Genomic DNA, 25490 nt, shown 5'->3' on the forward strand with positions numbered 1-25490 from the left:
CCTCACCCTTGCCCGCTTCTGCACGGGCAGGATGGAGGGAACCGACATCGAGGTAGCAAGCCACCCGGTCGATATGTGCTCTTGCGGGTGACGACTCTGTTATCCCTAAGGTAGCTTTTCTGTCAGCAATTGGCCGCATCAAGCAGCCTAATTGGTTCGCTAGACCACGCTTTCGCGTCAGCGTCCGTCGTTGTGCCGGACACTGTCAGACTTCCTTTTGCTCTTGCGCTCTTCCTCGGGTCTCCGACCCGAGGGAGGAAATCTTGGGGCGCGCTCGATATCTTTTCAAGCGCGTACCGCCCCAGTCAAACTGCCCGGCTACCAGTGTCCTCCGCCAGGAGTGAGAGTCGCAGTCACCATCGGGTAGTATTTCAATGNCGGCTCCTACCTATGCTGCACAATGGCGACCACGTCTCAGTGACAGCCTGCAGTAAAGCTCTATAGGGTCTTCGCTTCCCCTTGGGGGTCTCCAGACTCCGCACTGGAACGTACAGTTCACCGGGCCCAACGTTGGGACAGTGGCGCTCTCGTTGATCCATTCATGCAAGCCGCTACTAAAGCGGCAAGGTACTACGCTACCTTAAGAGGGTCATAGTTACCCCCGCCGTTAACGGGTCCTTCGTCCCCTTGTAAGGGGTGTTCAGATACCCGCACTGGGCAGGATTCAGTGACCGTACGAGTCCTTTCGGATTTGCGGTCCCCTATGTTGTTACTAGACAGTCGGAGCGCCCGAGTCACTGCGACCTGCCTCTTTCCGAGGCAGGCATCCCTTATTGCGAACGTACGGGACTAACTTGCCGAATTCCCTAACGTCGGTTGCTCCCGACAGACCTTGGCTTTCGCCGCCACGAGTACCTGTGTCGGATCTCGGTACGGACAGTGTGCTNCCCGGCAGAGGCGGCCCCAAAGCGTCGGCTTTGAGTGCACACTGGCATAGGAATATTAACCTATCTCCCTGTTGTCAGCTTCGACTTACGGGCTGACTTAGGACCGGCTAACCCTCAGCTGATCAGCATTGCTGAGGAACCCTTACTCGTTCGGCCGTCGGGGTTCTAACCCGACTAACGCTGCTACTATGACCAGAATTTTCGTTGCTGCACGGTCCACATGATCTCTCNCCTCGGCCGGTAAGCTGTTACGCTTTTCTTAGAGGGTAGCTGCTTCTAAGCTCACCTCCCGGCTGTCTAGGGCTTGAGACCACCTTCGATCGCACTTAGTCCACACTTGGGGACCTTAACCCAGCTCTGGGTTGTCTCCCTCACGGTACACAAGCTTACCCCGCGCACCGGACTCCCTGCGTCTAACGGCGTTCGTAGGTTTGGAGTTGGACAGGGGGGCGCACTCCTCTCGGAGTGCGGTCCCCCAATCCGTTGCTCTACCCCACGAACTACCTCGGCAGAGGTCATGCTTCGACATGTTTCGGTTGGAACCAGCTGTTTCCGGACTCGATGGGCCTTTCNAGATCGTCCGGTTTCGGGTCGTGCCCGTTTGACTCCCCGCGCTTGAACACGGTGACCCTGGTGCAAAGCACTGCGGTCATATCGGTTTCCCTACGCCTTCCCGGATGATCCGGTTAGACTCGTCAAACAGGCACACTCTCTGGTTCGTTTTTCAAAACGTACGACAGAACACCGGCTTCCCATACGGCTTACTACAGGTTCGCACCTGATTCATTCAATACGGGNGAGGAGTGTTTAGTCTTCGCGGTCGATGCCCGCGATCTTCACGAGGGATATCCAACCCCCGATACTCTGGAGCTGACTCGTTCCGTACTCGACGACACTACGGGACTGTCACCCTGTTTCGTGCTCTATTCCAAGAGACTTCCTGTCATCTTTCGAGAAGTGATCGTCAGTCCGAACACCACATTGCCCGAAGGCTTCGGTTTGGACTGTGTCGCGTTCATTCGCCATTACTAACGANTCTTTCGAGAAGTGATCGTCAGTCCGAACACCACATTGCCCGAAGGCTTCGGTTTGGACTGTGTCGCGTTCATTCGCCATTACTAACGACATCACGTTCGTTTTCTTTTCCTGTCGATACTAAGATGTTTCAATTCTCGACGTTCCCCATTGCGCGAAGCAATTGCGGTGGGGATTCCCATTCGGAGATCCCAAGTTCTTTGCCTCCGTGCGGCTCCCTTGGGCTTATCGCAGCTTGGCACGTCCGTCTTCAGCTCTCAAGCCGAGCGATCCACCAGCTGGCACAGTAGCCACGTTCATCGGATCGGCGTTACACAGAAGTGTAACACGTTAAGTGACCCGGGAACGGGTCCAGTGGACGCCTGGACTACACGTACACACGGTCTCATCTGCACGCCGGTAGACGGCCGGCCTGCATTGACCCTTCCCACNATCCCGTCTCCCACTTAAGGGCACGGATCTGTGACCGGCACGAGTCATGGACCCACAGGGATTCGAACCCTGGGCATCCTCCTTGCAAAGGAGGCACTCTACCACTGAGCTATGGGCCCACGTCCGCCCAGACGGGCGGACAGAGATATACTTGTTAGCCTCGGTAGTTCTAAGGTGCCCGATCGGCCCAACGATGGGTCAATCGAACGTGAACNACGCCCCGGTCTCGGTCTGTGGAGGTGATCCAGCCGCAGATTCCCCTACGGCTACCTTGTTACGACTTAAGCCCCCTTGCGAAGCCCAGATTCGACCGCCGTTGCGGCGGCCTCATCCGGACCTCACTCGGGTGCTTTGACGGGCGGTGTGTGCAAGGAGCAGGGACGTATTCACCGCGCCCTTCTGAGGCGCGATTACTACCGAATCCAGCTTCATGAGGGCGAGTTTCAGCCCTCAATCCGAACTACGACCACGTTTCGGAGATTAGCGTCCCCTCTCGGGGTTGCATCCCACTGTCGTGGCCATTGTAGCCCGCGTGTCGCCCAGCACATTCGGGGCATACTGACCTACCGTTGCCCGTTCCTTCCTCCAGTTTGGCACTGGCAGTCCGCCTAATGTACCCAGCTACCNCCTCCTCTCAATGGCTCTGGTAAGCTCATCACACTGACCATCACTGCACATTGTCGATGCTGGTGAGATGTCCGGCGTTGAGTCCAATTAAACCGCAGGCTCCTCCGGTTGTAGTGCTCCCCCGCCAATTCCTTTAAGTTTCATCCTTGCGGACGTACTTCCCAGGCGGTCTGCTTCACGGCTTCCCTACGGCACATCACAAACTCGTAGTTTGTGACACACCTAGCAGACATCGTTTACAGCTCGGACTACCCGGGTATCTAATCCGGTTCGTGACCCGAGCTTTCGTCCCTCNCCCTCTGGATCTTCCGGTCCCAAGCCACGCAGTTTCCACCGGACGCCTGCCCGTTAGGCGGGCAGATTTCCCGATAGACTTGCGCGGCCAGCTACGGACGCTTTAGGCCCAATAATAGCGGTCATCACTCGTGCTGCCGGTATTACCGCGGCGGCTGGCACCGGTCTTGCCCAGCACTTATTCTACCACCTCCTTACGGTGGTGAAAAGCGAGGACTATATGCCCTCGCACTCGGAGTCCCCTTATCGCACTGGCGTGCAGTGTAAAGGTTTCGCGCCTGCTGCGCCCCGTAGGGCCCGGTATCTTGTCTCAGATACCGTCTCCGGGCTCTTGCTCTCACAACCCGTACCGATTATTGGCACGGTGGGCCGTTNGAGCGTTTCGGATTCTCAGCAATTCCAACTTGAGAATCGTATTCCGGATTAGCCTCAGTTTCCCGAGGTTGTCCGGATCCATAGGGTAGTTTGGCCACGTGTTACTGAGCTATCTGCTACGAGTCTAAACTCGTACAACTAGCATGGCTAAATCGGACTCCAATAGCAATGACCTCCGGCAGGATCAACCGGAATGCTATATACTCCCGACCATTGTCGGGAGGGTTCATTTGGCGGTGAATGTTNATACACACTCACACATAAATGGGTCCACGTTCGGTGACCACGATCGACGACCGATCAGGCGTCACCGAACTACCAAGGCTAACATCAGATCCCATCTGTACGGCGGACCGCAGGGGTAGGATCCTCATTTCCTTCGGATCTACTTCTAAGCCGTCGGGAGTACATAACCCCTTCGAACTCGAGTGATCCGAGATGACGGCGCGGATTGAACGCGCCGTCGATCACGNGGATCCTCATTTCCTTCGGATCTACTTCTAAGCCGTCGGGAGTACATAACCCCTTCGAACTCGAGTGATCCGAGATGACGGCGCGGATTGAACGCGCCGTCGATCACGCTTCTTTGCATTCACATCCGAATCGCCTTGTACACTTAAGGGCGTCGAATTTGAACGTCACCGGAAGTCGCATCCGGCGAAGCGTTCTTCGTACTATACCGAAGGAGACAAGAACATATAAGGCCGTCGTCTCGAGCGGCGTCTGGCTCGTGTTGAACAGTCTCGAGAAACGGTGTGTCAGGGGGAGATAACCGATACGATTTAGCGAGTACAGGTGAACAGTGAGATATGGATCGAGAGGGGTTCGTCAAACTCGCGGTGGTCGGACTCGGGCTCGTCGTGCTGAGCTTTTTCGTTCGTGGATTCAGCCAGCTCGTCTTCGGGCGAGGTGTCGCGGATGTCTTGCAAGCACCGTTTGCGACCATCGGGTTCGTGATCGTGGGCTACCTCTTCATCAGAGCGACACTGGATATGGTGGGTGTCTGGAACATCGAGAACAGCGAAACGTAGCAAGCAGGACCGTCAGTGGAAGGAAACCGTTTTTCGCGTCCCACTCGAACGAGCCGATATGACAGTAGCTGTGCGAGAGCTGGCTGATCTCGGCCCGGACGAGCGTGTTGCTTTCTTCGACCGAGATGCTGGCATCGAGGCGGTGAGGGGAGACGTACGCGGGATCGTCGACCGAGTTCGAGAAGAAGGCGACGTCGCCGTCCGAGAGTTCACGAGCAAGTTCGATGACGTTGAACTCGGAAATATTACGATTACGGACGAGTGCGAGCGCGCGTATGACGAGCTCGATGCGGACCTGCTGGAGGCGATCGAGACCGCAGTCGCAAACGTCAGGGAGTTCCACGAAGCGCAACTGCCGGCGGATTGGCGCGAGGAGTTCAGTCAGGGACGAGAACTTGGCCGACGGTTTCGCCCGCTCGATCGTGTCGGTGTCTACGTTCCCGGCGGCTCGGCTGCCTACCCATCGAGTGCGATTATGGGGGTCGTGCCGGCTGTCGTCGCCGGTGTCGAGCACGTTACGGTCGTGACGCCGCCGGCTGACGAACTCAACCCTGTTACGTTGGCGGCCATTCACGCTGCCGGCGCGGATGCCGTCTACAGTGTTGGTGGTGCACAGGCAATCGCCGGACTCGCCTACGGCACCGAAACGGTCACGCGCGTGCAGAAGATCGTCGGACCGGGGAACAAGTGGGTGACGGCAGCCAAAGCCGAGGTTCGAGGGGACGTCGAAATCGACTTCCTTGCGGGGCCGAGCGAGGTCGTTGTCATCGCAGACGAGACGGCGAACCCGGAGTACGTCGCAACGGAACTGATCGCTCAGGCCGAACACGATCCGAACACGTCGGTCGTCGCCGTCACGGACGACGAGGAGACCGCGGAAGCGATCACCACGGCCATCGACGAACAGGTCGCGTCGCGCGAGCGCGAAGACATAATTCGGGCCGGACTCGACAACGAGGCAAGCGGTGTCTTGCTGGCGCGATCGATGAGCGAGGCGATCCTCTTTACTGAATCGTACGCGCCGGAGCACCTCTCGATCATCGCCGAGGACGACGAATCGCTCCTCGAGCGGATCGACAGCGCGGGGAGTGTCTTCCTCGGCCCGAACACGCCCGTTGCGGCCGGCGATTACGCAAGCGGGACCAACCACGTGCTCCCGACCAACGGCAGTGCACACGTGACCGGTGGGCTCTCGGTCGAAACGTTCCTCCGATCGACGACTGTCCAGCGGCTCTCAGCGGACGGCCTCTCGGAGATCGGCGAGACGATCACGACGCTCGCGGACGCCGAGGGACTCGAGGCACACGCGGCAAGCGTTCGCCGTCGACTCGAGGATATCGACGATGAGCAGGCCTAACACGGGAGCACGGTTCGGACGGGCCGTGGTCCTGCTCTCCCCATGGGCCCGCACGCGTCGCGGGTGGATCGAACACTGATCGGCGGGAGCCGTGTCAGCCAGCCCAGCACACGACGACCTAGTTTTACGGTAGTGGGTCCCGGAGTAGCAGGTGAGATGTCACGGCATGAGCACGAACGTGACCGCGAGTCGGTCGTCGACCCGACAGAGGGGCGTGTACTCGAGCGAAACTACGATTACGCACAGAAAAACGTCCGGCTGCTCTCGATGTGGTATGAGTGTGAGCCACGGCGGATGCTCGAGTTACTGGCGGAACACGATATCGAACTCTCCCGAAACGACGAACGGCAGTTCGGAGCGTACTACCAGACGGTACAGCGACACGTGACCACGTACGGCAAGTGATGTGGGCGAGGCGGGATGTCGACGTGGATGCGCATGTCCGGGTTGTGCAGTCCAAACTGGGTGGCTGCGGTCCCGAGCACGGGTGGTGAGCGTCGGGCAGTGACCAGCAGACCGTATGAGCCGTCCCCGGTGCGGCGAGCAGAACGGAGCACGAAGGCGGGCCCACGGGCGTCACAGTTAACATCGTCGCGACAGTACTGAATACACATGAGCACGGACAGCATGGACGGCGGGAACGCAGAGACGCGTCCCGAAATCGAAGTGACCGAAACGGCAGCCGAGCAAGCGCTCGCGTTGCTCGAGGGCGAAGGGCTCGACGCGGGCGAGGCAGGTCTCCGGCTGTTCGTCCAGCAGGGCGGCTGTGCGGGACTGTCATACGGGATGCGATTCGACGATGCACCTGATGACGACGACACGATCTACAATCACCACGAGCTCCGTGTTTTCGTCGACCCGGCAAGCCTGAAATACATCGAGGGCAGTGTCCTCGATTACGAAAGCGGGCTGCAGGCCGAAGGGTTCCACGTGGAAAACCCGAACGTCGTCAGCGAGTGCGGCTGTGGCGAATCGTTCCGGACGTAGCGACTCGTTTTTCTGCCAGACAGTATTACTCCTCGAGTTTGAAGGCGACGGTGACTTCCGCCTGGTACTGTCGGTCGTCGGCGCTTGCGACTTCGACCCCGAGTTCGTCGACTTCGATCCAGTGAACGTTCTCGAGGGTTTCTTCGGCCCGGTCGATGGCGTCGTCGGCCGCCGCATCGAAGCTGTCTGGACTCGTTCCGATCAGTGTGATCTTTTTGAATACCATTGCCCGTAGACGTACACCGTGGTTCGTCTTCAATGTATGGCTAGTGATAGCAATAATCACTGTTTTTGAGACGAGTCATGCTCGAACGAACGGATGAGACGGTGTCGGGCTGACAGCAACGGGTATCGAACGGCGGCTACGAACCGATTGGACTCGGTTCGTCCACAGTAATGCGTGAACGTTTTTGAGGTGCCGCTCTCACTGGAACCCATGACTGGTGCTGACAAGACGATCGATGTGGCAGAGATCGGTGAACTGACGCCGCCGGATCGAACACTGATGGGGCCGGGGCCGAGCGACGTCAATCCACGCGTCCTGCGGGCGATGAGCACCCCGCTCGTGGGCCATCTCGATCCCTCGTTCGTCGAGATCATGGACGAAGTGCAGGAACTGCTGCGGTATACGTTCCGAACGGACAACCAGTGGACGATTCCGGTCTCGGGGACCGGCTCCGCTGCCATGGAGGCCGCGATCGGGAACGTCGTCGAGCCGGGCGATACGATGCTCGTCCCGACGAACGGTTACTTCGGTGGCCGGATGACCTCGATGGCTCGCCGGGCCGGCGGCGAGGTCGTCGAAGTCGACGCCCCGTGGGGCGAGCCACTCGAGCCCGACGATGTGGCCGACGCGCTTGCCGAACACGACCCCGACGTCTTCGGCTTCGTCCACGCCGAGACGAGTACGGGCGTCCTTCAGCCGAACGTCTCCGAACTGACCGCCGCTGCACACGACCACGATGCACTCGTGATCGCGGACACCGTCACCTCACTCGGCGGGGTCGAACTCCGCGTCGACGACTGGGGGATCGACGTTGCCTACTCGGGCCCACAGAAGTGTCTCTCCTGTCCGCCCGGTGCGAGCCCACTGACGCTTTCGGACGCGGCGATGGAGAAGGTCCTCACACGTGAGGAGGAGTCCCGGTCGTGGTATCTCGATCTCTCCTTGCTCGAGGGCTACTGGGGCGACGAACGCGCCTACCACCACACGGCACCGATCACGAACGTCTATGCGATCCGTGAGGCGCTGCGGCTGGTCGCCGAGGAAGGCATCGAGCAACGGTGGGCACGCCACGAACGGGTTGCCGGCGCGTTGAAAGCCGGCGTCGAAGCGATGGGCCTCGAGATGAACGCACCCGATGAGTACTGGCTCCCAAGTCTCAACGCCGTCCGTGTTCCTGCGGGAATCGACGACGGCGACGTCTGTGCCGAACTGCTCGAGCGCTATGACCTCGAGATCGCGGGCGGACTCGGCGATTTGGCGGGCGAGATCTTCCGGATCGGCTGTATGGGTCACTCCGCACGCCCGAAGAACGTGATCTACGTGGTGGCGGCGCTCGGTGACGTCTTGGAGTCGATGGGGGCAGACGTCGATCCGGGAGTCGGCGTCTCGGCGGCACGGAACGCGCTCGAAAAATAGCGGAAAGCGGGGGTCGGTTGTGAACTGTTAGGCGGAGATTCGCGGTCCTGGCGGGGCACGTTCGACCTGATAGTCGTCCCCGTCGACGACGATAATCGCCCACTCATAGGCAGGGTTGACGCTCTGGAGTGTCTTCTCGAGATCATCTGCATCGTCTGGCTGAGCGACGAAACAGTGGAACTGTCCGGAACCGGTCGGCAGCTCTCCGGTCTCGAGGACGGTACTCACGTGGACGACTTTCCAGTCACGTTCGGCACGGAACTTCGGGCCGTTTCCTTCAACGGTGTACCCAAGCTCTGCGAAGATCGACCTGGCCTGCTCGACGAGTCGCATGTTAACAGGACCCATTCGATGTAAACGTACGCGACCGCCCATAATAAATGTTGGCACGTAACAAGAGATTGCCACCCTGTGCAAACGAGTTGGCACTCAGGCGGGAACATAGCGTACAACTCCGAACGAGACACACGATCTGACTGTCAATCGTCAACCGGCACTCGGTGCAGGCGACCGCCGTCCGACGGACGCTGTCGGACGGCCCGTCGATCGCTCACTCGTGGGCCGCGTCCCACTCGGTGGGTTTTCGAAAGTTCCCACACTGGTTGCACTTGATCCGACCCATCGAGTCCATCGCGTTATCGAAACTCTCACAGTTCGTACAGAACCAGCCGTACCGCTCGTCCGCGTCTTTCGATTCGTATGCGACGAGAAACGGACCCTTGGATCCCTTGTCGCCGTCTCGCTGTGACACGTAGACGGTCCCATCGTCAGTGGGCCATGGTTGCATGGTCTCGTCTAGCCACGCTCGCGGTAAATGATTGTCTGTCCGATGTCGGCCCGAACCGCCGTCGGCGATCGCCCGAGTATACCCATGGTAATTACTCACACTCGAGACTATCCTAACTGAAAGGTTTACCCGGCAGGGTACCGTTCGATTGGGTAATGTCGTTGGTCGTGGTTCCCGTTCGATATCCTTTGTCAAAGCATTCGCGACGAACGCTCGAGCGGGCAATCGAGGTCGCTCGTGAGCGAGATGCAGCACTGACGGTGTTGCACGTCGATCTCTATCAGAACGGGAAGAAAGTGACTCGAATCGATCTGAAAAACGCCGTCGAGAGCACGTTCGGTCGACTCGAGAACACGCGGTATGTCGTCCGGACCGGGTTTCTCGTCGAGGAGAGTATTCTCGACGAAGTGGCAGCGGAGGGTGCCGACGCTGTCGTCATCGGGAGCAAACAGGCGAGTCGACTCCGGCGGATCTTCCAGCGGTTTACCGATAACCCGAACATCGATCGGTATCTGCGGACGCATCTCGATTGTGAGGTTATTACGGTCGAAAGCACACGGGCCTAACGGTGTCGGACGACAGTCGAAGTCGGTGCGCGTGCAGTCGGACACAGCCAGTGACCGCACCGACGTAAGCGCTGATTACTTTCCGTCCGTGCCGGCGTCGCGAACGACGAAGACCGGAATAGAGGCGTTGTCGACCACTCGCTCCGAGACGCTGCCGAGTGACGTGACCTTCTCCCGCGGACTCTTCCCGCGTGTTCCGATGACGATCAGGTCGATATCGTGTTCGTCGGCGTACTCGAGGATCGTCTTCGCCGGCGTTCCCTTCTGGATGTCGGTGACGGTGTCGAGGCCGCGCTGTTCGGCCTCCTGTTCGATGGCGTCGACGGCATCTCGCCCATCCGCCTCGAGTGCTCGCTCGAGGTCGGTGCTGGTGTCGCCACTGGCTGCAGCGGTCATTCGGCTATCGACGACGTACAGCGAGTGGACCGTCGCCTCGTTGGTTTCGGCGATCGGCAGGCCGTGAGTCAGCGTTTCGGCGACCGTCTCGCTCCCGTCTGTCGGAATGAGGATATTGTCGTACATCTGTGAGCTATCGCATGACTTGGTGTGGTGATCGTATAAAACACCACCACAATCCCACCGTGACGGGAGTGGCGTTGGGACCGGCGGCGTCGTCACCGATCCGGCTGGCGTCCGGACTCGGTCGTGTGTTGTGGAGTGGTATCCGGCTCCGTGTCCCAGTCGTCGTTGCGTCGGGCCGCGTCGGGACCGTCGACGGCCAGTCGGGCAACGCCGCTGGTCTCATCGAAAACGTGGTGGCGACGTGGGTAGGCGAACTCGACATCGATGTCGGCAAACCGGTTGCGGATCGCCGACTGAACGTCCGACCGGGCGACGGCCTGCTTGTAGGGGTGTTTGATCCAGAAGTAGATCTCGAGCGCGATGCCGTTATCGCCGTACTCGTCGATGTTACAGACCGGTGCAGCGGCGTAACGGGCGCTGCCGATCCGGATATCCGGACCGCCGGAGATAACGGTGTCGACGGTTCTGGCGGCTCGTTCGGCCTGTTTTCGCGCGGTCTCGAGGTCGCTGTCGTAGGTAACTTCGAACGTCACGGAGATACGAGTGCGTTCGTCTTCGGCAGAGTAGTTGATCACGTCCCGTTCGTGGATGTCGGCGTTCGGGATGACGATGAATGTGTTCTGGAGGGTGAAGATCTTCGTATAGCGGATCGTGATGTCCTCGACGAATCCCGTATGGCCCTCGTCAGTGACCTCGATCATGTCGCCGATTTCGTATGGCCGATCGGTGAGGATGAAAAAGCCGTTGATCAGACTCCCGACGAGTGGTGCGAGAACGACTGCGATCACGGCCGAGATGACGGTCACCGAGAGCAGGATCTCCGTGTTCCCGAGTCCGAGGATCCACGCCGCACTGATCACTGACAGCAACAGGACGGAGATCCGGACGCCGCGCAGAACGGTCCGTGTGACGCTGGGGCGTTCGATCCGGCGAGCAACCGTCCGACCGGCGATCCGAACGACGAGTTTCGAGAGATACCAGCCGATGACGACCACGAGAACCGCGAGTGCGAGATCGACGGTGAGCTGGGAGACGTCGAACGGAAGCACGTCCCGGACCCCTTCGGTCGCCTCGCTCTCGTCTGCTTGCAACACCCCGCGCATACCCGGACACTCTTTCCCACAGTGGTTAAGCGTTCTGACCCCACCGTTTACGATGGCCAGTCGGCCACACGAGTCGTGAAACGAAAACAACCCAATTTCGAAAACAGGTGCTACTCAGTGCATAATAAATCATTTATCCGTCGGGAGCATACGGTCCTGTATGGCACCAGACGAACTTCGCTCGACCGTCGAGCAGGTCGGGGAGCGATTTAATCTCGGCGAGTACGAGATTGACGCGTATCTGACCGTCTTAGAGCAGGGACAGCTCACGGCGAGCGAAATCGCTGATCGAACGGATATCCCACAGCCGCGCGTCTACGACACGGTGCGCAGTTTGAGCGACCGCGGGCTTGTCGAACTCCGTGAATCCCGACCGATGAAAGTCGTCGCGATCAATCCGGAGGAGGCGTTCGAAAACGTCCAGACCTCGCTCGCGGAGATGATCAACGAACTCGAGAGCCGGTACACCGCGCCGGCGCGAGACACCGAGGCTGTCTCGTTGGTCAAATCCCGCTCGACGATTCTGCGCTACCTCGAGGAAGTCATCGACGACGCCGACTACGAACTGTCGCTGTCGCTGACACCGGACCTGTTGACCCGGTTCGAAGACGACCTGAAAGCGACCGTCGATGCGGGTGTCAGCGTTGATCTGATCGTGACGCCGGCGGAGGAGGCTCCCGAGCCGGACGAGTTCGACTATCGTGAGGTTGCGACGACGGCCCGCGCCCGACGGGGGATCACGACGCCGGTCATCGCCGTCGCCGACGGGAACTACTCGATGTATGCGACACAGGACGCATTGCGTGACGATCAGGACCGCTACGGCGTCATCTTCAACCGCTCGGCGCTTGGGTTCCTCGTCTCCGGATTCTTCGGAACCGTGCTTTGGACGACCGCAGAGCGGACCCTCGGCGAGGACGGCAGTGCCCGGAGCTATCCCCGGAAGTACGCCTCGATCCGCCGCTGTGTCAAAGACATCATGGAAGAAGGTGGCGAGTTCTATGCGACGATCGAGGGTCGAGACGTCGAAGTCGGTGGCCCGCGTATCGTCCGCGGACGCATCCTCGACGTCTCGTTCGAAGTGAGCGAGGAAGTCGCGTCGCTCACGCTGATCAACGAAGACGATGAGGAGGTCACCGTCGGTGGCCGCGTCGCCGCCTTAGAAGACGTCGAGGCTCACGAGATCCACATCGGCCGCAACGAACCGCCGGTCCTCGAGACCGAGTAATCGACACCTCGAGCGAGTGAGTCGACGGTCTCGCTCCCACCAGCCTCGAGACCGAGTAATCGACACCTCGAGCGAGTGAGTCGACGGTCTCGCTCCCACCAGCCTCGAGACCGTCCGTCTCGTTGCCCCACGTTTCGTCTTGCTGCCAGCTAATTGTTCGTCTGCAGGCACTTGCCGGCCGCCCCTCACAGGTGGATATCGGCCCGAATGCAGTCGCACTCGGGAGTTCGGATCGGTTTCCAGCGGTGGTTCGAATCCCCGAGCAGGGTGGTCGTAACGCAATCGATATACTGACAGTTTCAGTTTATTACACCATTTATCGCCAACATATATGTCCCATGGTGTGGACGGATCACTGGTCATGGGACGTGATATCGTTGGGCAGCAAAGTCGTCCTCGCGTCGGACGGCGGTCGTTTCTACGGACCGCATCAGTCGCAACCGCGGTTGGGACGGTCGCCGTGGCCGGCTGTCTCGGCGGGACCCGTGACCCGGGAACCGTCGTGATGACCGCTGCAACGGACGTCGAGGGCATCATGTACAGCGACGGTGACGAGCCCTCGATTCAGCAGGCGCTCTGGGACGCCGGACTCGACGAGGACATTCACGTCGAGATCCAGACCGTCGTCAGCGACTCGGTACAACGGATGCAAGAGGCTCAATCGGCGCTTCAGGCTGGTCGCGCTCCACCCGACATCCACATGATGGACAGCGGCTGGACGATTCCGTTTATTCTGCGAGAGCAGACGACCAACCTGAGCGAGCAACTCTCGGATGAGACCCTCGAGATGGTCGAAACCGAGTATCTCGAGGCGGCACTCGAGACGGCCCGGCATCCGGAGACGGACGACCTCCACGCGCTGCCGATGTTCCCCGACCTCGGGTTCATGCTGTATCGACAGGATCTCCTCGAGGACGCGGGACACGACACCGGCGGCTGGGCCGAGGAACCGCCCTCGTGGGAGGAGTTCTCGACGGCCGTCAGCGACGCCATGACCGACAGCGACGTTGCGTACGGCTTTACGACACAGGCAGACGCCTACGAGGGGCTGTCCTGTTGTTCGTTCAACGAAGTGATGACGTCTTGGGGCGGGGCGTACTTCGGCGGGACGGACACGCTGTTCGCCGCCGGCGACCGCCCCATCACGGTCGACGAGGAGCACGTCGTCGACGCGATTCGGATGCTGCGTACGTTCATCGACGCGGACGACCCGAACGCACTCGAGGAGTACGCGGAGATCTGTCCGTCGGCGATCGTCCAGTGGTCCGAACAGGAGTCACTCGGCCCGTTCGCGGACGGCAACGCGGTTGCACACCGAAACTGGTCGTTCGCGATGGCCGAAACCGGGTCGGACGAGGCGTTCGGCGAGGATCTCGGCGTGACGACGATGCCGTATGCGGTCTCGGAAGCCGACGCCGCGTACGAGGGCGTCGGCGGCACGACCTCCGCACTCGGCGGCTGGCATCTCGTCGTCAGCCCGTACACGGACCGCCGCGAGGAAGCCCTGCAGGTGCTCGAGGCGTTTGCAAGCGAGGAGGTTATGCTCACGATCTTCGAACTCCAGGGCTTTCTGCCGCCGATCATCGAGCTGGTAACGGAGGCTGACGAAGCGGAAATCGGCCCGATCGCTCGCTATACGGACCAGGTCCAGCGGGCCAGCGAAACCGCGATCCCTCGGCCGGTGACCGACGTCTGGCCCGAGCAGTCGGCGCTGATTTATCAGGAAGTGAACGCGGCGTTACGCGGGGCGAAAGCACCCGACGAGGCGATGGCCGATCTGTCAGAGCGCCTCGAGGGAAGCGAGACGGAGGTGGCAGGACAAGATGGCGACTGATACGGACACCCTCACTGGTGGAGACGCGACGCCCGACCGGGACCGGACCGGGAACGCGGTCATCAACCGGATGGAGAACTTGAGCGAGGCGACCTACGCGTACCTGCTCTTGTTGCCGGCGTTTGCACTGTTGACGCTGATCGCGTTCTATCCGCTCATCTCGACGTTTATCACGTCGCTTCGGGAGGATCAGACGCGAGGAGCGGAGCCACTGGGTGGTTTCGTCGGTGTCGACAACTACGTCGACATTCTCACCGGGAACGCGCGACTCGCCCGGCAGTTTCTCGATGTCACGGTGTCGGCGTCGTTTCCCTTCGTCGACCTCGGGACGCCGTTTCTCCAGCAGGCGCTGTTCGTCACGCTCGCGTTTGCGGTCATCAGCGTCGTCTTCGAGACGGTCATCGGCTTCGGACAGGCGTACGTGTTAGATCAGGAGTTCCGCGGTCGGCGCTGGGTTCGGGTGGCGATTATCCTGCCCTGGGCCGTCCCGATCGTCATCCAGGGGATGATTTTCTTTCTCATGTTCCAACCCGAGGTCGGCTTCGGCAGCGACCTCATGCAGTGGCTCGGAATCTTCGGCCCCAACCCACTGGCCGACAGTCAGGACGCGTTCATCATCATCCTCGTCGCCGACATCTGGAAATCGTCGGCGTTCATGGCGTTGCTCATCCTCGCTGGACTCCAGAGCGTCGACCGGAGCCTCTACGACGTCGCCCGTGTCGCCGGAGCCTCACCGTGGCAGCGATTCAAACTGATCACGCTCCCGCTCGTGATGCCGGCCCTGTTGGTCGCGATGCTGTTCAGAACGATGGATGCGATGCGCGTCTACGGGCTGATCGAGTCGACCGCCGGCTGTACGACCGTGCCGTCGCTGACCTGTCTCGTCGTCGAGGCGATGTTCGGCGGCACCCGTATCTACGCCACTGCAGCCGCCGTCGCCTTCGCGACCGCACTGGTTATCGGCCTGATCATCTCGGTGTACGTCGTGTTCTTCCGCGACACCGAGGGAGGACTGTACTGATGACGGATACTCAATCCCGAACCGAAACCGATGACACAGCCGTCTTCGACGACGCACAGAACGCCGAACTCGACCGTGGTCCGTTCCAGCAGTGGGCCGCAGACTCGATCGAAAACCCCGAACGGGTCTACCGCGCGATGTTCTACGTTGCGGCGATCTTCTTTCTCTTTACGACGCTGTTTCCGTTTTACTGGCTGCTCATGGTCGCACTGACGCCGGAAGGACAACTTCAGGACATCGTCTTCACCCCGAACGGGTTCAATCCGGGCGCGTTCGTCGAAGTCTTCCAGACCATCCCGTTCCACTGGTATATGTTCAACAGCTTCGTCATCGCGCTGGCCTCGACGGTCCTCGTCCTGATCATCGGGAGCCTCGCCGGCTACGCCTTCGGACGACTCGAGTTCCCCGGGAAAGTCCCGCTCATGTTGCTCGTGCTCGTCATCTCGTTTTTCCCGCCAGCCGCGTTTTTCATCCCGCTGAACGACCTGTTCAACACCAGCTTCTTCCTCCTCGAGCCGATCACGGGCGACGGCACCCTCTACAATACGCCGGGGGCGATGGTGTTGCCGCTGTCGGCGATCTTCATGCCGCTGGCGATCTTTATTCTGACGACGTTCTACGCACAGATCCCGGACGGCCTCGAGGACGCCGCCCGCGTCGAGGGGACGACCCGACTCGGCGCGCTGTTCCGAGTCATCATCCCGCTGTCGGCACCCGGCGTGGCGACCGCGGGCGTGTTGACCTTTATCGCCGTCTACAACGAGTTCTTTTTCTCGTTTCTGATGACCGACGGCCAGCCCGAAAACTGGGCCCCGATCCTCGAGGGCATTCTCGCCTATCAGGGCCAGTACGAAGTGTTGTACCACCTCATGGCCGCCGCGAGCATCATCGGGGTCATTCCCGTCGCGATTCTCGTGGTCATCGCCCAGGAAAAGATCGTGAGCGGACTGACTGCAGGCGCACTCAAAGAGTAACACAATGGCACGAGTACGACTCGAGAACATCACGAAACGGTACGGAGAGGAAACGGCGGTCGACGGCATCAGCCTCGAGGTCGAAGACGGCGAGTTCGTCACCTTCGTCGGCCCGTCGGGCTGTGGGAAGTCGACGACGATGGAGACGGTCGCGGGGTTGACACGGCCGACCGAGGGCCGCGTGTACATCGGTGACGACGACGTCACCGACCTCGCCCCGAAAGACCGCGGGGTCGCGATGGTCTTTCAGAACATCGCGCTGTTCCCCCACATGGACGTCTACGAGAACATCTCCTTCGGGCTTCGACTTCGGAAGTACGACGACGAGGAAGTTCGCAGACGCGTCGAGCAAGCCGCCGACATCGTCCAACTCGAGGACATGTTAGAGCGGATGCCGGCGGAGATGTCCGGTGGCCAACAGCAGCGCGTCGGCATCGCTCGAGCGATCGTTCGCAATCCGGACGTGTTCTTGATGGACGAACCGCTGGCGAACTTGGACGCGAAGCTGCGGGTCCACATGCGCACGGAACTCCAGCGTCTCCATCGGGAACTGGATGCGACGGTCATCTACGTCACCCACGATCAGGCCGAAGCGATGACGATGTCCAACCGGATCGCCGTCTTGAACGATGGCACACTCCAGCAGATCGCCCCGCCGCTGGTCTGTTATAACGAACCCACGAACCTGTTCGTGGCGGGCTTTATCGGCTCACCGTCGATGAACTTCGCCGACGGGACGCTCACCGAGGACGGCCTCGAGACGAACAACTTCACCGTGGCTCTCGATGCGACCCAGGTTCCGGGCGTCACCGTCGGTGATGACGTCACGCTCGGCATCAGGCCGGAAGACGTCTACCTGACCAGAGACGCCGACTCACTCGCCGCGCCGACGGCCACGATCACCGCCCGAAGCGACGTCCTCGAGCCGATGGGTGATGAGATGTTCGTCTATCTCCTGTTGTCCGAGCGTGCCGATAGCTCGATGGAACAAGATCCGTCGACGTCATCGGATCAGTTGCTGATGAGCGTCAGCCCCGATACGGCTATCGAGGCAGGTCAGGAACTCGAGCTCGTCCTCGACCGCTCGAAGATCCATCTGTTCGAGACGGAGACGTCGGATGCGCTGGTCCACGGCGTGACCGACCTCTCACAGCGAGAGTCGGGCACGACCCCGACGGAGGCAGATAGCTGACCCAATCGCGTGTGCGCTTTCGAACGACTGGCCCGCCGGCCGACAGCCGTTTGGCAACGGACGGAAGACCCTCCACCCCGACGATTTAGTATCGCAGTATTGGATTTACGAGTGCGACACCGACCACAGTACACCACCCAAAACAATGGATCGAAGCGACATCAAAACAGGGATCGTTGGTCTGGGAAACATCGGCCAGTATCACGCGGAGCGACTCGTCGAACTCGGCGTCCCGCTCGTGGGGGGGATGGACGTCTCAAGCGATGCTCGGTCGCGGTTCGCCCACCGATATGAGGTCGAAGTCTACGAAGACCACCACGAACTGTACGACAGCGTCAACGCCATCATCATCACCACGCCGAACAAGTATCACGAACTATACGCCGTCGACGCGTTCGAACGCGACCTCCACGTCCTCTTAGAGAAGCCACTGGCACACTCGATCGAGAGCGCGACCCGAATCGCCGAGGCGGCGGCCGAATCGGACGGTCACGCGATGGTCGGCTTCAACAATCGGTTTGCAAACACGGTCCGGATCGTCCGCAACCGAATCGACCGTGGTGAGTTCGGCGACGTGACCCACATCGAAGCCAACTACGTCCGCCGACGAGGCATTCCGGGCCGTGGCTCGTGGTTCACCAGCCGGCAGATCGCTGGCGGCGGTGCCCTCATCGACCTCGGGGTACACGCGATCGATCTCGCGCTCTTTTTGCTCGGGTATCCGGGCGTCACCGAGGTCAGCGGCGTGACACGCAGTGAGTTCGGCTCGAGCGAGGAGTACGCGTACCTCGAGATGTGGGGCGAAGACGCCGGCCCGGCCGGCTTCGACGTCGACGACTCCGCCAGCGCCTTCATCCGCTGTGTGGACGATCGAACGGTCTCGCTGGAAGTGGCGTGGGCGACGAACCGACCGGCGACTCACGAGTTCGTCATCCGCGGAACGAAAGCGGCCGCCCGCTTCGACCTGCTCGAGGGAGGGCTGACCATCCATTCGGCGAGCAACATCGGCCCGGACCACCTCGAGAACACGGCCATCGAGACGCGACAGAACGATACACACGCGGACGAACAGCAGGCGTTTTTCGACCGGATCAGTCGAGACGACGTGGACGACGACAGTGTCCAACAAGCGATCACCGTCCAGCGCGTGATCGACGCGATCTATCGCTCGAGCGACGACGGTCACACCATCGTCGTCGACGAGTGAGCGCCGGCTGCGAGAATGCGCAGGGCGATGCTTTTCCCCATCGGCGTGGGAACAACCGACATGCAAGTCGAACGGCCACTCGTCCTCGAGCTCAGTGGTCACGAGGTGACCGTTGGACGCCCGATCGCCATCCGCGTTCGAGATCGTGGTGGCCACCCGATCGACGGCGCACTCGTCGAGGCTGGTTCGAAACGCACGCGAACAGACGAGCGCGGGCGATGTGAGCTGACGCTGCAGTCGCCCGGGTTCTGGAAGATCATCGTGACCAAATCGCCGACCGAACGCGTCGCATACACCCCGGATGCAACGCTCGTGCGGGCGCTGCCACGATCAACGATAGCCAGAACTGGACGGCGGATTGGGCCGTGAACGAGGGAGGGCAGATCGGTTCGCGGGCGTGCCACAGCGCACGGACAGTCTACTCGGATCGAATTTCGATCGAGCCAACCATATCGTCGCTGTGTACTTCACAGAGATACAGCTCCATCTCATCGGTTGCCTCAACCGTGAACTCGACCGTCTCGTCTTCGTCGCCGACGAAGCTGGACGAGACAATCGGGCCAGCATCATCCCAGATGGCAAGGTTGTGGCCGTCACCGTCCATGTTCGTCCAGATGAACTCGTACTCAGTGCCCTCATAGAGGGCGATATCAGGGTTCTCATCGCCCTCGATCGCGTCCGGTCGCCGCCCCACCCACCCATCTTCGGCGTCGGCTTCGAGTTCGATTGTCTCGACGGCCTCCCAGTCGTCGTCCTGCCCTGTTTCCGGCGGGTCGGCATCGTCGGCCTCTTCCTCGAGGTCGTCATCAGTTTCGGGATCGTCTTCGACCTCTCCACCACCGTCGGTACACCCTGCAATGAGGCCGGCAGCGACCGTTCCGCCACCGAAACGCAGCACTGACCGCCGTGAGAGTTGCTTGTCTCGGGCCATTGCCTAGGATAGTCGTGTCGGAAAGATAAGTCACTGGCAGACACTTGCGTGGGACGTCGCGGTCGCTTCCTGCTGACGTTCGCTGGCCCGTCGAGTGAGACGCGCCGGCTCACGTCTCTCTGCCAGCCCCCGTTTTATTTTGCCGCTCGTTGTCCGGGCCTGTATGGAAATCGGCGTTCACACCCCGCCGCTGGCGGACGAATCGCTCGAGGGCGTCTTGTCGTATCTCTCCGACCTCGGCGTCGGCGCGATCGAACCGGGCGTCGGCGGCCACCCCGGGCAGGCCCACTTGCCGCGAGCGGAGTTCCTCGACGACGACAGCGCCCAACAGGAGGTCAAGAATCTGCTCGAGGAGTACGACATGCAGATCAGCGCGCTGGCGACGCACAACAACCCGCTGCATCCGAACGACGAGCGAGCCGAACAGGCGGATACGGAACTTCGGGAGGCGATCCAGCTTGCGAGTCAACTCGAGGTCGGCGTCGTCACCTGTTTCTCAGGGCTGCCCGCGGGCGGGCCGACCGACGAGGTCCCGAACTGGATCACCGCGCCGTGGCCGCCGGAACACGCCGACGCGCTCGAGTATCAGTGGGAGGTCGCAGTCGACTACTGGGCCGACCTCGAGTCGTACGCCGACGACCACGACGTCGAAATCGCCATCGAGATGCATCCGAACATGCTGGTCTACGAGCCACACGGAATGGCGCGCCTCCGCGAGAAAACCGGCGAGCGGATCGGCGCGAACTTCGATCCCTCGCATCTGTACTGGCAGGGCATCACGATCACCGACGCGATCCGGTATCTCAGCGACCGTGACGCGATCCACCATTTCCACGCCAAAGACACCAAAATCTACGAGTCACAGGCGCGTGAAAAAGGCGTTCTCGATACGACGGCCTACGACGACGAGCCAAATCGCTCGTGGCTCTTTCGCTCGGTGGGCTACGGCCACGGTGAATCCCACTGGAAGGACCTCGTCTCGACGCTGCGGATGGTTGGCTACGACGGCGCGTTGAGCATCGAACACGAGGATTCGCTGACCAGTTCGCGCGAGGGGTTAACGAAAGCGATCGGTCTGCTCGAGCGAGCGATCTTCGAGACGGAGCCGGGCGAAGCCTACTGGGCCGAGTGAGCGGGCCGTTCGTCGACTGGGCGGCGGCTCACTCCCCACGAGCCTGTTCGAACGCCGCGATGGCACGCTCTCGGCGCTCTCCGTGGTCGACGATCGGGGCCGGATACGACGGTGCAAGCTGTGCCCGTCGCTCGGACTCGAGGTCGTGCCAGTCGTGGATCGCGTCGGCCGCCACGGCCTCGAGTTCGGGGACGTACTCGCGGATGTACGCGGCGTCCGGATCGTACTCACGGCCCTGTTTCATCGGATTAAACACTCGGAAATACGGCTGGGCGTCGGTCCCAGTCGAGCCGGCCCACTGCCAGCCGCCGACGTCGTTTGCCGTCTCGTGGTCGGCCAGTTTCCGGCGGAACCAGTCGTACCCTTCGCGCCAGTCGATCAGGAGGTCTTTCGTCAGGAAGGAGGCGACGAGCATGCGGACGCGGTTGTGCATCCAGCCCTCGGCTTGGAGCTGGCGCATCCCCGCGTCGACGATCGGATACCCCGTTTCGCCGGCTTTCCAGGCCTCGAGTTCGTCGGGATCGTTACGCCACGGAATGTCGTGTTCGTACCCGCTGAAGTTCTCGGTGACCGTTTCGGGGTTGAACGCGAGGACGTGGGCGTAGAACTCCCGCCACGCAAGTTGGCGCTGGAACGCGACGACGCTCTCGCGGTCGTCGTCCGTCGCGGCTCGCTCGGCCGCCCGCTCGGTTGCCTCGTATACCGCTCGAATCCCGATGGTGCCCCATTTGAGGTGGGCCGACAGTCGCGACGTGCCGTCGACAGCTGGCTTCTCGCGGGCGTCGGCGTATCGGTAGATCGGCCCCGAGCAGAACTCAGTGACACACTCACGGGCCGCCGTCTGCGTCACCGACTGGGGCGTCGCGGTCGGCTCGTCGAAGCCCAGTTCCGAGGCCGATGGCAACGGCTCCCCAGTGACAGCCGCGAGTGCGTCCGCGGCCGGCGGCTCGAGCGGCTCCAGTTTCTCACGATCACGCCACTTCTTCCAGAAGTACGAAAACACCGAGTAGTGGTCGCCCTCGTTGGGCGTGATCGACCCCGGCTCGTGGTGGATCGCGTCGTGGACGGGATCGCAGGCGACGCCGTCGTCCTCGAGTGCTGCCGTCACGGCCCGGTCGCGCTCGCGTGCGAGGCCGCTGTAGTCCTCCGCCCAGACGACGGCGTCAATGTCGTGCTCGGCAGCGAGTCGCGGAAGCACGTCGCTGGCCTCGCCACGGGCGACGAGCAGGTCGCTGCCGCGCTCGCGATACCACGCGCGCAGCCCCTCAAGGGCCTCGAGGAGACAGGCGACCCGAACGGCAGAGGCGTGCTCGAGGACGGTCGGATCGAAGACGAAGACGGGAATCACCGGCTCCGCCGAGCGCGAGACGGCACGGACGAGTCCCCGGTTGTCGGTGCCACGGAGATCACGGCGGTGCCAATACAGGTTCATACCCGAACTGACGACTCGAGCATCGAAAAAATCGGGGTAGCGGCGAGGTGCGTCGGTGGTGGCCAGCCGTTCGTCGACGTGCCGTGTCACGGCGACGAGCGCCCGGTCGCCGTGGGCTACTCACCCTCGACGTCCGATGGCCTGAACTTCGCCTCGAAAAAGCGCCGGACCGACTCGATCATCCCCTCGATCGTGTAGTTGACGCCGATGTAGACGCTGACGAGGGCAAGCAGGGTGCCGGCGACGACGTCGGAAAACCAGTGGATGCCAAGATACATCGTCGAGAGCCCGACGCTGATCGCGATAAACCCGGCGACGGGAAGCCACAGGGGGTACTTCTCCCGCGTGACCCACGCGAGGACGAACACGGTCATCGACAGCGAGGTATGCAGCGAGGGAAAGACGTTCGTGTTCTGATTGACTGTATTCGTGAGCGTCCGTGACTGGGGGAACGCATCATACAGCAACCCCTCGAACAGCAGTGGGTCGACGTTTCGCGGCCCGAAAGCGATAAACAGGGTATAACAGACCAATCCGATGGCGTAGTTCGCCGTGAACGCGACCACGAGCGTCGACAGGTCGTCCATCTCATCGAGTGCGAAGTACGCAATAAACGGAAAGATCAGCAAAAACGCGTAGCCATAGATGTAGATGAAGACGAAAAACGACGTCAGGAACTCGGTCTGGAACGACTGGAGCACGGCGACCGGGTCCGTTCCGAACAGCGCCTGATCGAGTTCGAACAGATACGGCGTGATATTGTTCCGCAGCACGCGCCGCTCGAGGCGCTGGACGATGTCCCGTGTCGACACCCGAAGCAAAAGGACGACGACGAGCGCAGCAAACGGCAGTAGACACGCCTCGAGACGCCATCGAAAGTCCAGTACCGCGGCTGCGATGGTCCGCGGGCCGACGATAACGAGCGTCGCAGTGGCGAGCATCGCCGACACGATGAGGACGAGTTCGAGGAGTACTTCGGCAAGTGCCATACAATCGGGGTACTACTGCTACAGCCTACGAGCCATTAACTCTTTCAAACCGACGCATCCGGTTCGAGCTACTCGAGCAGCATGTCGTCGTCGTAGCTGTACCCGATCTCGTTGAACAACGATCGCACGCGAGACGTGTTGATCTCTCCGTCAGTGCCGGGGAACGAAAGGTCCGGCATCTCATCACCGTCCTCGAGGTCGGCGTCGAACGCTCTGTTGTGGAAGCCAACGAGTTCGTGGGGCGTCGTCGCCGCCTGTGCAAACCCTTCGAAGAACTCGGAGACGGCGTGTTCGCGGTCGATCAGTCGCGAGCAGATCCGCCGGAAGTTAGGGTTGCCGAGATCGTTCTGGCGGTTGTTGTAGCCGATCATGTAGAAGGCATCGGTTGTGCCAGTCACCGTCGAGACGGTGTCAGCGTTGCGAACGCTGCGAGCGATTTCAGGTGGCAGTTCGCTCACCGTGACGTCGATCTCACCGTCGACGAGCAGATCACTCATCGCGCCGGGGTTCGGCGAAATTCGAAACGTGATCCCCTCGAACTGCGAAAAATTCTCGAAGAGGTCGGGTCGATCCTGTGAGTCCCGAAAGACGTGTGCGTCGAACGGTTCGAGTTCGAACCCAGTAGCTGCCTCGGCCTCCGTGACGGCGAACAGTCCAGAGCCGACGGGGTCCTCGTTGGGGTGCGTGATCGCCCGTGTCTGGCGGTCAGCGACGACCGCTGACCGCTCGGTCCAGATATGTTCCGGCAACACGGGAACCGTCAGCAGTCGGCGGGCAACGGACCGACTCGTCTCGGTGAAATAGCAGTCGATCGTTCGCGGGCCGGTCACGTCCGTTCGATCGAGCAGCGTCTGCTTGCCCCGGTATCGAGGCGCGGGGACACCGTCGTCGACGGCCCCCATCGACGTGTCCTCGAGAAAGTCCAGTGTGAACGCCACGTCATCGGCATCGAGGGATTCGCCATCGTGCCACTCGAGACCCTCCCTGAGCGTTACGGTCGCCCGCGTTCGGCCCTGTTCGGACCACTCGACGGTTTCGGCCAGCCACGGCACGTACTCGCCGTCGATCCATCTGGCCAGCGGATCGTACACCAGATCCAACAGCCCATCGATCCGGTTTCGGTCGACCATCAGTGGGTTGAGCTGGTCGGTGAGCTGTTCGCCGAAGACACCCACCTCGAGCGGGCCGTCTCGAGGCCCGTTCTCCGGATGTGACATCACGTCGAGATACTGGTGGAGACGACGCGGCGGGACAGGGAGTTGCAGCGGTTCGGAGACACCGCTGACCGTGTAGGGGAACGCGACGGTGGTGTACGGAGTCGTCTGCAGCAGATGGTCGATCAGGTCTGCAAGGACGGCCGGTCGATCGTCTTCGTCTGCCGCCCGCTGGGCCTCGAGTTGGGAATCGGCCGTCACATCCGAGAACTGAAACGGGTTTTGCCACCCGCGTTCGCTGTAAAACTCGGAGTGCAACAGCCCGTAGAGGGCGTCGTACTCGTCGAGTCCGGGGTGTCTCGCGACGAAGACGTCGTACTCTCCCTCGAGGAGGATATCGCGGTACAACTCTGCTTCGGAGACTGGTTCGTGTGTCGCATTGATCCCGGCTGCAGTGTAGTTTTCACGGAGTCGACTGGCGATCGTTGCAGCGATCCGGTCGTCGTCTGCCGGGACGGTCTTGATGATTAGCGAGACCTGCTCCGATCCGGGGGTCTCCGCTTGTGACCAGAGTCGCTCCGAACACCCGGCGAGAGCACTGGCTCCAACACCCAGTGTGGCCAGCAGCCCTCGGCGAGTCGTCGACGGAGCGCCATCGTTCATGTGCCACCGGCTATGCCACCACGGGGTATATGACTTACTCTCGAAACGATAGTTCTGCGGGACAACACCACGTCACTGGCACGGTCAC

Annotated in this window: 23 protein-coding genes, 1 tRNA gene and 2 rRNA genes; 14 read left to right on the forward strand and 12 right to left on the reverse strand. The window is 61.2% G+C overall.

The window, feature by feature from the left end:
• The 3 genes from C495_RS14735 to C495_RS14745 all read right to left on the reverse strand — a co-directional run.
• Nucleotides 1-2221: ribosomal RNA gene (locus C495_RS14735) — 23S ribosomal RNA — on the reverse strand; the annotation flags it as partial.
• Between the two features lie 180 nt (nt 2222-2401).
• Nucleotides 2402-2473, reverse strand: a tRNA-Ala gene (locus tag C495_RS14740).
• Nucleotides 2474-2588: 115 nt separating this feature from the next.
• Nucleotides 2589-3845: ribosomal RNA gene (locus C495_RS14745) — 16S ribosomal RNA — on the reverse strand.
• 614 nt (nt 3846-4459) lie between these two features.
• Here C495_RS14745 and C495_RS14750 point away from each other — a divergent pair.
• From C495_RS14750 to C495_RS14765, 4 genes are all read left to right on the forward strand, one after another.
• A complete protein-coding gene (locus C495_RS14750) occupies nt 4460-4681 on the forward strand; it encodes a hypothetical protein (RefSeq protein WP_008164305.1) in 222 nt (73 codons plus the stop codon).
• A gap of 58 nt (nt 4682-4739) precedes the next feature.
• The gene (gene hisD, locus C495_RS14755) at nt 4740-6038 is read left to right on the forward strand and encodes a histidinol dehydrogenase (protein WP_008164307.1); all 1299 of its coding nucleotides are present in this window, start codon (nt 4740-4742) and stop codon (nt 6036-6038) included.
• Between the two features lie 156 nt (nt 6039-6194).
• Nucleotides 6195-6443: a hypothetical protein gene (locus C495_RS14760; RefSeq protein ID WP_008164309.1), complete on the forward strand. Its 249-nt coding sequence runs from the start codon at nt 6195-6197 to the stop codon at nt 6441-6443.
• A 207-nt stretch (nt 6444-6650) separates the two neighbouring features.
• Entirely contained in the window at nt 6651-7025 is a 375-nt protein-coding gene (locus tag C495_RS14765; RefSeq protein WP_008164310.1) for a HesB/IscA family protein, read from the forward strand.
• A 25-nt stretch (nt 7026-7050) separates the two neighbouring features.
• Here C495_RS14765 and C495_RS14770 read toward each other — a convergent pair whose 3' ends face one another.
• Nucleotides 7051-7251, reverse strand: a complete 201-nt coding sequence (locus tag C495_RS14770; RefSeq protein ID WP_008164312.1) for a dodecin — start codon at nt 7249-7251, stop codon at nt 7051-7053.
• Nucleotides 7252-7461: 210 nt separating this feature from the next.
• On the opposite strand from C495_RS14770, the gene C495_RS14775 reads away from it, so the two are divergent.
• Nucleotides 7462-8667, forward strand: coding sequence for a pyridoxal-phosphate-dependent aminotransferase family protein (locus C495_RS14775; RefSeq protein WP_008164314.1), 1206 nt, complete (start codon nt 7462-7464; stop codon nt 8665-8667).
• 27 nt (nt 8668-8694) lie between these two features.
• Here the strand turns inward: C495_RS14775 and C495_RS14780 are convergent, their stop codons facing one another.
• Complete coding sequence (locus C495_RS14780; RefSeq protein WP_008164316.1) at nt 8695-9000, reverse strand: DUF7116 family protein; 306 nt, start codon at nt 8998-9000, stop codon at nt 8695-8697.
• Between the two features lie 217 nt (nt 9001-9217).
• Nucleotides 9218-9454, reverse strand: coding sequence for a DUF5816 domain-containing protein (locus tag C495_RS14785; protein WP_008164318.1), 237 nt, complete (start codon nt 9452-9454; stop codon nt 9218-9220).
• A 155-nt stretch (nt 9455-9609) separates the two neighbouring features.
• Between C495_RS14785 and C495_RS14790 the strand changes: the two genes are divergently transcribed.
• Nucleotides 9610-10020 carry a universal stress protein gene (locus tag C495_RS14790; protein WP_008164321.1) on the forward strand — a complete coding sequence of 137 codons (411 nt, stop codon included), beginning with the start codon at nt 9610-9612 and terminating at the stop codon, nt 10018-10020.
• Nucleotides 10021-10095: 75 nt separating this feature from the next.
• On the opposite strand, the gene C495_RS14795 is transcribed toward C495_RS14790, so the two are convergent.
• Together C495_RS14795 and C495_RS14800 are read right to left on the reverse strand one after the other, a co-directional pair.
• Nucleotides 10096-10542: a universal stress protein gene (locus C495_RS14795; protein ID WP_008164323.1), complete on the reverse strand. Its 447-nt coding sequence runs from the start codon at nt 10540-10542 to the stop codon at nt 10096-10098.
• A gap of 92 nt (nt 10543-10634) precedes the next feature.
• Nucleotides 10635-11645 (reverse strand): mechanosensitive ion channel family protein, encoded by a 1011-nt coding sequence (locus tag C495_RS14800; RefSeq protein ID WP_083902495.1) that lies wholly within the window; start codon nt 11643-11645, stop codon nt 10635-10637.
• 160 nt (nt 11646-11805) lie between these two features.
• Between C495_RS14800 and trmB the strand changes: the two genes are divergently transcribed.
• The 7 genes from trmB (at nt 11806) to C495_RS14835 (ending at nt 19470) form a co-directional block, all read left to right on the forward strand.
• Nucleotides 11806-12873, forward strand: a complete 1068-nt coding sequence (trmB, locus tag C495_RS14805; protein WP_008164326.1) for an HTH-type sugar sensing transcriptional regulator TrmB — start codon at nt 11806-11808, stop codon at nt 12871-12873.
• Nucleotides 12874-13234: 361 nt separating this feature from the next.
• Nucleotides 13235-14707: an extracellular solute-binding protein gene (locus tag C495_RS14810; RefSeq protein ID WP_049890375.1), complete on the forward strand. Its 1473-nt coding sequence runs from the start codon at nt 13235-13237 to the stop codon at nt 14705-14707.
• A complete protein-coding gene (locus tag C495_RS14815) occupies nt 14697-15728 on the forward strand; it encodes a carbohydrate ABC transporter permease (protein WP_008164330.1) in 1032 nt (343 codons plus the stop codon). The genes C495_RS14810 and C495_RS14815 overlap by 11 nt, the downstream gene beginning before the upstream one ends.
• Complete coding sequence (locus C495_RS14820) at nt 15728-16702, forward strand: carbohydrate ABC transporter permease (RefSeq protein ID WP_008164332.1); 975 nt, start codon at nt 15728-15730, stop codon at nt 16700-16702. Before C495_RS14815 ends, C495_RS14820 begins: the two co-directional genes overlap by 1 nt.
• 4 nt (nt 16703-16706) lie before the next feature.
• Nucleotides 16707-17894 carry an ABC transporter ATP-binding protein gene (locus C495_RS14825; protein WP_008164334.1) on the forward strand — a complete coding sequence of 396 codons (1188 nt, stop codon included), beginning with the start codon at nt 16707-16709 and terminating at the stop codon, nt 17892-17894.
• A gap of 145 nt (nt 17895-18039) precedes the next feature.
• A complete protein-coding gene (locus C495_RS14830; protein ID WP_008164337.1) occupies nt 18040-19101 on the forward strand; it encodes a Gfo/Idh/MocA family protein in 1062 nt (353 codons plus the stop codon).
• 60 nt (nt 19102-19161) lie between these two features.
• The gene (locus tag C495_RS14835; protein ID WP_008164339.1) at nt 19162-19470 is read left to right on the forward strand and encodes a hypothetical protein; all 309 of its coding nucleotides are present in this window, start codon (nt 19162-19164) and stop codon (nt 19468-19470) included.
• 49 nt (nt 19471-19519) lie between these two features.
• Here C495_RS14835 and C495_RS14840 read toward each other — a convergent pair whose 3' ends face one another.
• The gene (locus tag C495_RS14840) at nt 19520-20032 is read right to left on the reverse strand and encodes a twin-arginine translocation signal domain-containing protein (RefSeq protein ID WP_008164341.1); all 513 of its coding nucleotides are present in this window, start codon (nt 20030-20032) and stop codon (nt 19520-19522) included.
• Nucleotides 20033-20195: 163 nt separating this feature from the next.
• On the opposite strand from C495_RS14840, the gene C495_RS14845 reads away from it, so the two are divergent.
• Nucleotides 20196-21164 carry a sugar phosphate isomerase/epimerase family protein gene (locus tag C495_RS14845; RefSeq protein WP_008164343.1) on the forward strand — a complete coding sequence of 323 codons (969 nt, stop codon included), beginning with the start codon at nt 20196-20198 and terminating at the stop codon, nt 21162-21164.
• A gap of 28 nt (nt 21165-21192) precedes the next feature.
• On the opposite strand, the gene C495_RS14850 is transcribed toward C495_RS14845, so the two are convergent.
• From C495_RS14850 to C495_RS14860, 3 genes are all read right to left on the reverse strand, one after another.
• Nucleotides 21193-22596, reverse strand: a complete 1404-nt coding sequence (locus C495_RS14850; RefSeq protein WP_049890379.1) for a cryptochrome/photolyase family protein — start codon at nt 22594-22596, stop codon at nt 21193-21195.
• Nucleotides 22597-22712: 116 nt separating this feature from the next.
• Nucleotides 22713-23585 (reverse strand): phosphatase PAP2 family protein, encoded by an 873-nt coding sequence (locus C495_RS14855; RefSeq protein WP_008164349.1) that lies wholly within the window; start codon nt 23583-23585, stop codon nt 22713-22715.
• 68 nt (nt 23586-23653) lie between these two features.
• Nucleotides 23654-25402 carry an ABC transporter substrate-binding protein gene (locus C495_RS14860; RefSeq protein WP_008164352.1) on the reverse strand — a complete coding sequence of 583 codons (1749 nt, stop codon included), beginning with the start codon at nt 25400-25402 and terminating at the stop codon, nt 23654-23656.
• Between the last annotated feature and the right edge of the window lie 88 nt (nt 25403-25490).

This window comes from Natronorubrum sulfidifaciens JCM 14089 (assembly GCF_000337735.1).
Classification (GTDB): domain Archaea; phylum Halobacteriota; class Halobacteria; order Halobacteriales; family Natrialbaceae; genus Natronorubrum; species Natronorubrum sulfidifaciens.

Excerpts from the sequence above, each read along its gene's own strand:
- C495_RS14760 (WP_008164309.1), top strand. The coding sequence starts at position 6,195 with ATGTCACGGCATGAGCACGAACGTGACCGCGAGTCGGTCGTCGACCCG.
- C495_RS14765 (WP_008164310.1), top strand. The coding sequence starts at position 6,651 with ATGAGCACGGACAGCATGGACGGCGGGAACGCAGAGACGCGTCCCGAA.
- C495_RS14835 (WP_008164339.1), top strand. The coding sequence starts at position 19,162 with ATGCAAGTCGAACGGCCACTCGTCCTCGAGCTCAGTGGTCACGAGGTG.
- C495_RS14785 (WP_008164318.1), bottom strand. The coding sequence starts at position 9,454 with ATGCAACCATGGCCCACTGACGATGGGACCGTCTACGTGTCACAGCGA.
- C495_RS14840 (WP_008164341.1), bottom strand. The coding sequence starts at position 20,032 with ATGGCCCGAGACAAGCAACTCTCACGGCGGTCAGTGCTGCGTTTCGGT.
- C495_RS14845 (WP_008164343.1), top strand. The coding sequence starts at position 20,196 with ATGGAAATCGGCGTTCACACCCCGCCGCTGGCGGACGAATCGCTCGAG.
- C495_RS14830 (WP_008164337.1), top strand. The coding sequence starts at position 18,040 with ATGGATCGAAGCGACATCAAAACAGGGATCGTTGGTCTGGGAAACATC.
- C495_RS14800 (WP_083902495.1), bottom strand. The coding sequence starts at position 11,645 with ATGCGCGGGGTGTTGCAAGCAGACGAGAGCGAGGCGACCGAAGGGGTC.
- trmB (WP_008164326.1), top strand. The coding sequence starts at position 11,806 with ATGGCACCAGACGAACTTCGCTCGACCGTCGAGCAGGTCGGGGAGCGA.
- C495_RS14850 (WP_049890379.1), bottom strand. The coding sequence starts at position 22,596 with ATGAACCTGTATTGGCACCGCCGTGATCTCCGTGGCACCGACAACCGG.
- C495_RS14820 (WP_008164332.1), top strand. The coding sequence starts at position 15,728 with ATGACGGATACTCAATCCCGAACCGAAACCGATGACACAGCCGTCTTC.
- C495_RS14770 (WP_008164312.1), bottom strand. The coding sequence starts at position 7,251 with ATGGTATTCAAAAAGATCACACTGATCGGAACGAGTCCAGACAGCTTC.
- C495_RS14790 (WP_008164321.1), top strand. The coding sequence starts at position 9,610 with ATGTCGTTGGTCGTGGTTCCCGTTCGATATCCTTTGTCAAAGCATTCG.
- C495_RS14825 (WP_008164334.1), top strand. The coding sequence starts at position 16,707 with ATGGCACGAGTACGACTCGAGAACATCACGAAACGGTACGGAGAGGAA.
- C495_RS14855 (WP_008164349.1), bottom strand. The coding sequence starts at position 23,585 with ATGGCACTTGCCGAAGTACTCCTCGAACTCGTCCTCATCGTGTCGGCG.
- C495_RS14795 (WP_008164323.1), bottom strand. The coding sequence starts at position 10,542 with ATGTACGACAATATCCTCATTCCGACAGACGGGAGCGAGACGGTCGCC.
- C495_RS14775 (WP_008164314.1), top strand. The coding sequence starts at position 7,462 with ATGACTGGTGCTGACAAGACGATCGATGTGGCAGAGATCGGTGAACTG.
- C495_RS14810 (WP_049890375.1), top strand. The coding sequence starts at position 13,235 with ATGGGACGTGATATCGTTGGGCAGCAAAGTCGTCCTCGCGTCGGACGG.
- C495_RS14815 (WP_008164330.1), top strand. The coding sequence starts at position 14,697 with ATGGCGACTGATACGGACACCCTCACTGGTGGAGACGCGACGCCCGAC.
- C495_RS14860 (WP_008164352.1), bottom strand. The coding sequence starts at position 25,402 with ATGAACGATGGCGCTCCGTCGACGACTCGCCGAGGGCTGCTGGCCACA.
- hisD (WP_008164307.1), top strand. The coding sequence starts at position 4,740 with ATGACAGTAGCTGTGCGAGAGCTGGCTGATCTCGGCCCGGACGAGCGT.
- C495_RS14750 (WP_008164305.1), top strand. The coding sequence starts at position 4,460 with ATGGATCGAGAGGGGTTCGTCAAACTCGCGGTGGTCGGACTCGGGCTC.
- C495_RS14780 (WP_008164316.1), bottom strand. The coding sequence starts at position 9,000 with ATGCGACTCGTCGAGCAGGCCAGGTCGATCTTCGCAGAGCTTGGGTAC.